7 protein-coding genes, 1 tRNA gene and 2 pseudogenes are annotated in these 8,621 nt (G+C 73.5%); 5 read left to right on the forward strand and 5 right to left on the reverse strand.

Going from position 1 to position 8,621, the window contains the following annotated elements; genetic code table 11:
- Positions 1-104: 104 nt before the first annotated feature.
- From ACWEV0_RS35135 to htpX, 4 genes and pseudogenes are all read right to left on the reverse strand, one after another.
- Positions 105-479: pseudogene (locus ACWEV0_RS35135) on the reverse strand (DUF6344 domain-containing protein); the annotation flags it as partial.
- Positions 480-485: 6 nt separating this feature from the next.
- The gene (locus tag ACWEV0_RS35140) at positions 486-1,898 is read right to left on the reverse strand and encodes an MFS transporter (RefSeq protein ID WP_453153875.1); all 1,413 of its coding nucleotides are present in this window, start codon (positions 1,896-1,898) and stop codon (positions 486-488) included.
- A gap of 81 nt (positions 1,899-1,979) precedes the next feature.
- Positions 1,980-2,636, reverse strand: a complete 657-nt coding sequence (gene pspAB, locus ACWEV0_RS35145; protein WP_453153876.1) for a PspA-associated protein PspAB — start codon at positions 2,634-2,636, stop codon at positions 1,980-1,982.
- A 10-nt stretch (positions 2,637-2,646) separates the two neighbouring features.
- Positions 2,647-3,558, reverse strand: a complete 912-nt coding sequence (gene htpX, locus ACWEV0_RS35150) for a zinc metalloprotease HtpX (protein WP_453153877.1) — start codon at positions 3,556-3,558, stop codon at positions 2,647-2,649.
- A gap of 156 nt (positions 3,559-3,714) precedes the next feature.
- Here htpX and ACWEV0_RS35155 point away from each other — a divergent pair, with 156 nt between their 5' ends.
- The 3 genes and pseudogenes from ACWEV0_RS35155 to ACWEV0_RS35165 all read left to right on the forward strand — a co-directional run.
- Positions 3,715-4,923 (forward strand): NAD(P)/FAD-dependent oxidoreductase, encoded by a 1,209-nt coding sequence (locus ACWEV0_RS35155; RefSeq protein ID WP_453153878.1) that lies wholly within the window; start codon positions 3,715-3,717, stop codon positions 4,921-4,923.
- Positions 4,924-5,177: 254 nt separating this feature from the next.
- Positions 5,178-6,020 carry an RNA polymerase sigma-70 factor gene (locus tag ACWEV0_RS35160; RefSeq protein WP_453153881.1) on the forward strand — a complete coding sequence of 281 codons (843 nt, stop codon included), beginning with the start codon at positions 5,178-5,180 and terminating at the stop codon, positions 6,018-6,020.
- A gap of 70 nt (positions 6,021-6,090) precedes the next feature.
- A pseudogene (locus tag ACWEV0_RS35165) lies at positions 6,091-6,432 on the forward strand (hypothetical protein); the annotation flags it as partial.
- Positions 6,433-6,496: 64 nt separating this feature from the next.
- Here the strand turns inward: ACWEV0_RS35165 and ACWEV0_RS35170 are convergent.
- Positions 6,497-6,569, reverse strand: a tRNA-Ala gene (locus tag ACWEV0_RS35170).
- A 131-nt stretch (positions 6,570-6,700) separates the two neighbouring features.
- Here ACWEV0_RS35170 and ACWEV0_RS35175 point away from each other — a divergent pair.
- Both ACWEV0_RS35175 and ACWEV0_RS35180 read left to right on the forward strand, forming a co-directional pair.
- Positions 6,701-7,249, forward strand: a complete 549-nt coding sequence (locus tag ACWEV0_RS35175) for a helix-turn-helix domain-containing protein (RefSeq protein WP_453153879.1) — start codon at positions 6,701-6,703, stop codon at positions 7,247-7,249.
- A gap of 46 nt (positions 7,250-7,295) precedes the next feature.
- Positions 7,296-8,477 (forward strand): serine/threonine-protein kinase, encoded by a 1,182-nt coding sequence (locus tag ACWEV0_RS35180; RefSeq protein WP_453153880.1) that lies wholly within the window; start codon positions 7,296-7,298, stop codon positions 8,475-8,477.
- Positions 8,478-8,621: the final 144 nt, after the last annotated feature.

Consider the following 8,621-nt stretch of genomic DNA (forward strand, 5'->3'; position numbering starts at 1 on the left):
GCTACCGCCACCCCATACGCGGCCGCGGAGCCGGCGGTCGACCGGGCGGTCGCACCGGCCGACGAACCGGCCGGCGAACCGGCCACGGCGTCGGCCGAAGAGCCGGCGGACGAACCGGCGGACGAACCGGCCGTGGCGGCCAGCGCCAGGCCGGTCAGGTCGACGCCGTCGGCCGCGGCGTCCGCGCGGAGGTGGCGGACGGCGGGGGAGGAACCGTGCGCCTCGGCGCCGATGCGCTGCTTCATCGTGGGCGGCAGGGCGCGGCCCTGGGCCCGGTGCCAGTCATGGGACCGGGGTGCGGGTACGGAGACGGCGGGGCGCGCGGCGGCGGTCGCGGCGGCACCGGCGAGCGCCGGCTCGTCGCCCTGCGCGAGCGCGGGCTGAGCGGCGGCGGTGGCGGGAGTGGCGAGGCCGAGGGAGGCGAGGAGGGCGAAGAGGACGGAGACGAGGGCGGTCCAGAAGTGCTTGGCGGCGGCCATGACCCCTCACTTTCTTTCGGGTTCCGGTGTGGGCGTTCCGAGAGCCCCAGGAGTTCCGGGTGTTCCGGGCGTTCTCGGATGGTTCATTTCGGATTGCGCGCTTTTCGTACATTCCTCATGATGGGGAAGCGCGACCGGAATGCCCGGAGCGACGCCGTCGTCGGGCAGTTCTTCCGATGAACACCACTCGTCCGGCGCAGTACGGCTTGCGCTGCGCTCCGCCCACCGCACCGCGGGCCCCGTGGCGAGCGCCGCCACCAGGAAGATCCCGCCCAGGACCAGCCAGCCCACCGCGCCCTGCCCGATGAGCAGCGTGGTGACGAGCAGCGGGCCCAGCGTCCTGGCGACCGGCACGCCCGTGCCGTAGAAGCCCTGGTACTGGCCCATCCGGTCGGCCGGCGCGAGCCCGAAGCCGATCTGCCACGAGCCCGCCGAGTGGCGCATCTCGGCGACGACCTGGAGGACCGCGCCCAGGACGAGCACCGCCACCACCGGCCAGGTCCCGAGGCCGGCCGTCGCCGTCACCGCGAACACCGCGCACGAGGCGAGCATCACGAACCCGGAGCTCCGCACCGCCCGTACGGCCTCCGGCAGCCCGGTCACCGAGCGGGCGGCGCGCACCTGAAAGAGCATCACCGCGCCCGTGTTGAGGACGAAGAGGGCCGAGACCGTCCAGCCGGGCGCCGCCGTGCGCTCCGCGATCCACAGCGGCAGCGCCAGGCTCAGCAGCGGCAGCCGGAGCAGCAGGGCCGCGTTGAGGAGGGTGAGCAGGGCGTACGGGCGGTCCCGCAGCACCACGAGCCGCGGCCCGGCACCCTGACCGGTCGTCTCGGGGCCGCCCTGGACCGGCGGCAGGCCGCGCAGCAGCGCGGCGCAGAGCAGGAAGCCGAGCGCGTCGAGGGCGAAGACGGCGAGGTAGGCGGAGCGGGTCCCGGCGCTCAGGGCGAAGCCGCCGAGCGCGGCGCCGACGGCGAGGCCGGCGTTGAGCGTGGCCTGGAGCCGGGCCAGCATCGCGACCCGGGCGCCCGGTTCGACCAGGCCGGCGAGCAGGGCCTGGCGGGCGGCGGCGAGGCCGCTCTGTGCGGTGGCGTAGGCGACGGCGGCGAGCAGGAAGGGCAGGAAGGAGCGGATGACGAGGAACGAGGCGACGGCCGCCGAGGTCGCCAGGGCGAGCAGTACGGCGCTGCCGCGCGGTCCGCGCCGGTCGGCGAGGGCTCCGAGCGGCGCCCCGGCGAGCGAGCCGACGCCCCAGGCGACGGCGAGGCCGGCGCCGATCTGCGGGGCGGAGAGGCCGATGATCTTGGAGAAGTAGAGCGCCGAGGTGGTGTAGAAGGCTCCGTCGCCGACGGAGTTGCTGAGCTGGGCCAGGAGCAGGACCCGGTGGGTCGCCCGGTCGGCCGCCCGATGAGTTTTCGCCATGGACACGACTTTATGGCTCAGTGGCCCACGTGTTCTGGTCCATTGGACCCTTGATCCAGTGGGCCACTTCGGCCGTCGTCCCTAGCTCCCGCCGAGCCCCGGCGCGCCCCACACCGGGAACCACCGCTCCAGCTCCGGCTCCATCGCCAGATCACCCGCGAGCAGCGCCCTGACCTGGAGTTCCAGGGTGTTGTCGCGGTTCTCGGAGCCGTCCGAGCGGGGCGCGAAGGGGTAGAAGGTGCCGCGCTTGTAGAGGTAGACGAGCGCCAGGTCGTGGGCGGCGTCGGGGTCGCGGAAGGCGGTCAGGGAGCACAGCAGGTGCGGGCCGAACCCGGCCTCCTCGAGCAGGGTGTTCACCGCGTGGAGGTCGTTGACCAGCGCCACGAGGTCGTCGGCCGGCCGGTGCGCGGCGAGCCAGGTGTAGCCGTACGTGTCCCGCGTGAACGCCACCCGGGAGCCCGTGGCGCTCCCGCTCCCGTGCGCGTCGGCGCCCCCGTCCGCGTCCGCGTCGCCGCCCATGTCCGCGTCCGCGTCCACGTCGAGCAGCTCCCGTACCTCCTCCTTCAACTGTGTGAACGCGCCGCCCTCCACTCCCGCGAAGCAGACCGACCCGGCGCCCGTCGGTGCGTAGCCGGTGCCGGCCTGGAGGGTGAGCGCGGCGGCCGGCAGCGCGAACAGCCGGTCGAGGTCGGGCCGCACCGGCCTGCTGCGTCCGAGGATGCTGTCGAGCAGTCCCATCGGCCGGTCCTCACCCCTCGCCCAGCTGGGCCGAGATCCGGGCCAGCTGGTCGAGCCGCTGCTCCAGGGTGGGGTGGCTGGAGAGCAGCCGGCTCAGGCTCTCCTTAGAGGAGAAGGCGGGCGCGAACCAGAAGGCGTTGTACGGCTCCGCCTTGCGCAGGTCCTGGGTCGGGATCCGGGCCATCTGGCCGGTCACCTTGGTGAGCGCGGAGGCGAGCGCCGACGGGCGGCCGGTGAGCAGCGCGGCGGCCCGGTCGGCGGCGAGCTCGCGGTAGCGGGAGAGCACCCGGGTCAGCAGGAAGCTGATCACGTACACGAAGCCGCTGACGACCGGGATGATCAGCACCGCGACGGCCGTGTTGCTGTCGCGGCTGCGGCCGAGGCCGCTGTAGAGGGCGACGCGGGTCATCATCCCGGCGAGGACGCCGAGGAACGAGGCGATGGTCATCACCGCGACGTCGCGGTGCGCCACATGGGACATCTCGTGCGCGAGGACGCCCTCCAGCTCCTCCGGCTCCAGCCGGCGCAGCAGCCCGGTGGTGACGCAGACCAGCGCCGTCTTCTCGCCGCGGCCGGTGGCGAAGGCGTTGGGCACGTCGCTGTCGGCGATCGCCACCTTGGGCTTCGGCATGTCGGCGAGCGCGCAGATGCGGTCCACGGTGCCGTGCAGCTCCGGGGCCTGTTCCCGGGTCACCTCGCGCGCGCCCATGCCCAGGGCGGCGATCTTGTCGCTGAACCAGAACTGCGCGACGAACAGGGCGCCCGCGAGCAGCAGGATGATGGGCCAGGACCCGCGCAGCAGCACCATCAGGACACCGACGAACACCACGTACAGCAGTCCGATCAGGAACATCGTCGTCGCCATGCGCGTGGCGAGCCCCCGGTCCGGGGCGTAGCGCGACCCTGATCGCGTTCTGGCCATCCGAGCACCCTCTTCCGAAGCCGCCCCCTCCTGCCAGTGTGCTCCCTCCACACCCGTCGAAGTGATCCGAGTCACAGCATGTCACGCCGGGAGGTCCCCCGGTGTCTTGAGGCCGACCCCCCGGAAACGGGCCGGGAGAGACGGAGGAGAGACACCATGGACGACATCGAGCAGGCCACCACCGAGGTGGTCGTGATCGGCGGCGGTTACGCGGGCGTCATGGCCGCCAACCGCCTCACCCAGCGGCCCGACGTGCGCGTCACGCTGGTCAACCCGCGCGCGGTCTTCGTCCCGCGGCTCCGGCTGCACCAGCTGGTGGGCGGGACGCACGAGGCGGTCGTCGCGTACGACGAGGTCCTCGCCACCGGCGTACGGCTCGTCGTCGACGAGGTGACCCGGATCGACGCGGCCGCCCGCCGGGTGAACCTGTGGGGCGGCGGGACCCTCGGCTACGACTACCTGGTCTACGGCGTCGGCAGCCACGGCGCCGAGCCGCGCGTCCCCGGCGCCGCCGAGTTCGCCCACCAGCCGGCCACCCTGGAGACGGCCCGGGAGCTGCGCGCGGTCCTGGACGCCACGCCGGCCGAGGCCCCGGTGACCGTCGTCGGAGGCGGGCCGACCGGCATCGAGACGGCCGCCGAGCTCTCCGAGCAGGGCCGGAACGTCACCCTGGTGTGCGGCGGGGTGCTCGGCCCGTATCTGCACCCGAAGGCGCGGACCTCGGCCGCGGGGCGGCTGGCCGCGCTCGGCACGACCGTGCTCGACGGCCCCGGCACCAGGGTGACCGAAGTGACCCGGGACACCGTCACGCTCGCCGACGGGCGTGAGCTGCGCAGCGCGGTCACCGTCTGGACGACCGGCTTCGCCGTGCCCGACCTCGCGACCAACAGCGGCCTGCGCACCGACCCGGCCGGGCGGCTGCTCACCGACGAGACGCTGACCAGCGTCGACGACGAGCGGATCGTCGCCGCCGGCGACGCCGCGGCCCCCTCCGACCTGCCGTTCCGGATGAGCGCCTACGGGGCGGGCTGCCTCGGCGCGCACGCCGCCGACACCCTGCTGCACCGCATCGCGGGCGAGCAGCCGGCGCCCGTCGACCTGTCGTACCCGGCCATGTGCGTCAGCCTGGGGCGGCGGGCCGCGGTCTTCCAGCTCGCGAACAAGGACGACACCGCGAAGCGGCTCTACGTCGGCGGCCGCCCCGGCGCCAAACTCAAGGAAATCTCCTGCGAGTTCAGCGTCAAGCACCTGGTGACCGAGGCCCGCAAGCCCGGCTCGCACCACTGGCCCAAGGGCCCGCACCGCCGCGAACTCCTGCGCGGCCGGAACGACATGGCGGAGCCCACCGCCGAGCGGGCAGTCTGACCCGGTCAACCGCCCCTGAGCGAAAGGACCTTGCCGTGGACGCCTCCGAAGCCGCCGACCAGGCCGCCGAGAACCCGGCCCCGGCCACCGAAGCCCCGGTCCCGGCCGCCGAAGCCCCGGTCCCGGCCGCCGAAGCCGCCGACCAGGCCGCCGAGAACCCGGCCCCGGCCGCCGAAGCCCCGGTCCCGGCCGCCGAAGCCGCCGCTCCCGGGACATCCGACCCGGCGACCGAGACCTTCGTCGCGCACCGCAATCTGCTCTTCACCGTCGCGTACGAGATGCTCGGCTCCGCGGCCGACGCCGAGGACGTGCTCCAGGAGACCTGGCTGCGCTGGGCCGGCGTCGACCTCGACCAGGTGCGCGACCCCCGCGCGTACCTCGTCCGGATCACCACCCGGCAGGCGCTCAACCGGCTGCGCGCGGTCAAGCGCCGGCGGGAGGCGTACGTCGGCCAGTGGCTGCCGGAGCCGCTGCTCACCGCGCCCGACGTCGCCGAGGACGTCGAGCTCGCCGAGAGCATGTCCATGGCGATGATGCTGGTCCTGGAGACGCTCACCCCGACCGAGCGGGCCGTCTTCGTCCTGCGCGAGGTCTTCGACGTCGGGTACGAGGAGATCGCGGCCGCCGTCGGCAAGGCGCCGGCGACCGTCCGGCAGATCGCCCACCGCGCCCGGCAGCACGTCGACGCCCGCCGCCCCCGCAAGACGGCCTCCGTGAGCGAGGCCCGGGCGGCCATGGAGTCCTTCCGCCGCGCGGTCGAGACCGGCGATCCGCAGGGCCTCCTCGACGTGCTCGCCCCCGACGTCGTCCTGCTCGCCGACGGCGGCGGGCTCAAGCGGGCCGCGCTGCGCCCGGTCGTCGGCGCCGAGAAGTTCGTCCGCTTCTACCTCGGCCGCTCCCGCAAGGTCGGCGCCACGTTCACCTGCGAGCCCACGTTCGTCAACGGCAGCCCCGCCCTCGCCGTCCACCTCGACGGCGAATTCGACGGCGTCATGGCCCTGCGCGTCGAGGACGGCCTCATCACCGGCGTCTACTTCGTCCGCAACCCCGAGAAGCTCACCCGGGTCGCCTCCAGGACCCCGCTCACCCTCCGCTGATCACGGAGCCGCCCACGGAGCCGGCCTCGGAGCCGACCCCGGACCCACCGCCGGAAAGGACGCACGCCGCATGACCGCAAAGACGGGGACCTTCCTCAAGGTCTCGATCGCCCTGCAGACCCTGACCCTCTTCCTCCAGGCCACCAGCGCCGGGCTGCTGCTCTCCACCTCCTACGGAGAGACGCTGCACGGCATAGGAGCCCGGGTGATGTACGGCGCGACGATGCTCTACGTCCTCGCCGCGGTCCTCGCCTGGCGGCCGGGCGGCGGCTCGCCCCGCCCGATCCTCTACTCCACCGGCTTCCTGGTCCTCGCCTCCGCCCAGGTCGTCCTCGGCATCGCCCACAAGCCGGCGCTGCACGTCCCGCTGGGCGTCCTGATGTTCGGCCTCAGCGTCCTCGACCTCGGCCGGGTCCTGACCGCGAAAAACGCCCCCTCCGACCACGTTTCCGCAGGTCAGAGAGGGCGTCTGGGAGTGGAGCCTAGGGGAGTCGAACCCCTGACATCTGCCATGCAAAGACAGCGCTCTACCAACTGAGCTAAGGCCCCGGAACGAGACCAGAGTACCGGGTCACCCCCCGTATCCCGCAAAAGGATTGGGACTCCCCGCAGACGACCACGCTCCGTAAGATGCTGACCGGGGTTCGCAGTGGCGAACCCAGGGATGGGGAGAAGTGGTAATGGATACAGCGCAGCAGGAAGCCACGGCCAGAGCCCGGGAGCTTCAGCGCAGTTGGTACGGGGAGCCGTTGGGGGCGCTCTTCCGCCGGCTGATCGACGATCTCGGGCTGAACCAGGCCAGGCTGGCGGCCGTGCTCGGGCTCTCGGCGCCCATGCTCTCCCAGCTGATGAGCGGCCAGCGGGCCAAGATCGGCAATCCCGCCGTCGTGCAGCGGGTGCAGGCCCTGCAGGAGCTGGCCGGCCAGGTCGCCGACGGCAGCGTCAGCGCCGCCGAGGCCACCGACCGGATGGACGAGATCAAGAAGTCCCAGGGAGGCTCGGTGCTGACCGCCAACAGCCAGACCACCGGCACCAGCGGCGCGCCCACCGTGCGCCGCGTGGTCCGGGAGATCCAGTCCCTGCTGCGCTCCGTGGCCGCGGCCGGCGACATCCTCGACGCCGCCGACACCCTCGCGCCCGCCCACCCCGAACTGGCAGAGTTCCTCCGGGTGTACGGCGCCGGGCGCACGGCGGACGCGGTCGCCCACTACGAGTCGCACCAGAACTGACACCGGAACTGACGCCGTAGTACGGGCGGGGGGCGGGCGCAGCACGATGGGTGAGGTGTTCGCGGGCCGGTACGAGCTGGTCGATCCGGTCGGCCGCGGCGGGATAGGCGCGGTCTGGCGGGCCTGGGACCACCGGCGCCGCCGCTACGTGGCGGCGAAGGTGCTCCAGCAGAGCGATGCCCACACCCTGCTGCGCTTCGTCCGCGAGCAGGCGCTCAGGATCGACCACCCGCACGTCCTCGCCCCGGCCAGCTGGGCCGCGGACGACGACAAGGTCCTCTTCACCATGGACCTGGTGGCGGGTGGTTCCCTGGCGCACGTCATCGGGGACTACGGCGCGCTGCCGCCCCGGCTGGTGTGCGTGCTGCTCGACCAGCTGCTGGCCGGGCTCGCCGCGGTGCACGCGGAGGGGGTCGTGCACCGGGACATCAAGCCGGCCAACATCCTCATGGAGGCCACCGGCACCGGACGGCCGCACCTGCGGCTCTCCGACTTCGGCATCTCCATGCGCAAGGGCGAGCCCCGCCTCACCGAGACCCACCACGTGATGGGGACGCCCGGCTACTTCGCGCCCGAACAACTGACGGGCGCCGAGCCCGACTTCACGGCCGACCTGTTTGCGGTCGGCCTGGTCGGGCTCTATCTGCTCGAGGGCCGCAAGCCGGACTCCCAGGCCCTCGTACGGCTCTTCCAGGCACACGGGACCCCAGGAGCCCCTCAGGGCGTCCCTGAGCCCCTCTGGCAGGTCCTGGCGGGCCTGCTCCAGCCGGACCCGCGGAACCGGTTCCGTACGGCCACGGGAGCGCGCAAGGCGCTGCAGGCGGCGGTCGAGCTGCTGCCCGACCCGGTGGCCGGCGAGGAACCGGTCGAGATCTTCGACCAGATCGGCCCGCTGCCGCCCGGCTTCGGCCCCGACGGCCCGCAGGCGGCGGGCCCGCGCGCCACCCGTCCACAGGCCCCGGGTCCACAGGCTGCCGCCTCGCAGCCCGTACGGGAGCCGGCGCCCGTACCCGTACCCGTACCGGAGCGCGTACCCGAGCCCGAGCCCGCGCCCACACCCGTGCCGCCGCCTCCGTCGTACGCGCCGACGGTGACCGCGTACGCCACCCTCACGGCACCGACGGTCCCCGTGCGCCGCTCCGGCCCTCCCGCGAAGGTGGCGGTGCCGGTGCTCGTGACCGCGCTGGTGTGCTTCGCGGTGGGGATCTGGGCGCTCATCCAGGCCTAGGATTCGCAAAAGCAAGCAATTCGTTCGCTATCGCGAAAAAGGCGAGGCCCCGGCCGCCTGACGCCGCCCCCGGCCCCCCCCCCCCCGGTGTCGGTCGAACAACCCCAACACCCCGCCCCCGGGTGGGGGGCCCCCGCCCACACA

The organism is Streptomyces sp. NPDC003943 (assembly GCF_053605265.1).

Bases quoted from the DNA above. Each gene is read 5' to 3' on its own strand.
- htpX (WP_453153877.1), bottom strand. From the start codon at position 3,558: ATGGCCAGAACGCGATCAGGGTCGCGCTACGCCCCGGACCGGGGGCTC.
- ACWEV0_RS35180 (WP_453153880.1), top strand. From the start codon at position 7,296: ATGGGTGAGGTGTTCGCGGGCCGGTACGAGCTGGTCGATCCGGTCGGC.
- pspAB (WP_453153876.1), bottom strand. From the start codon at position 2,636: ATGGGACTGCTCGACAGCATCCTCGGACGCAGCAGGCCGGTGCGGCCC.
- ACWEV0_RS35175 (WP_453153879.1), top strand. From the start codon at position 6,701: ATGGATACAGCGCAGCAGGAAGCCACGGCCAGAGCCCGGGAGCTTCAG.
- ACWEV0_RS35140 (WP_453153875.1), bottom strand. From the start codon at position 1,898: ATGGCGAAAACTCATCGGGCGGCCGACCGGGCGACCCACCGGGTCCTG.
- ACWEV0_RS35155 (WP_453153878.1), top strand. From the start codon at position 3,715: ATGGACGACATCGAGCAGGCCACCACCGAGGTGGTCGTGATCGGCGGC.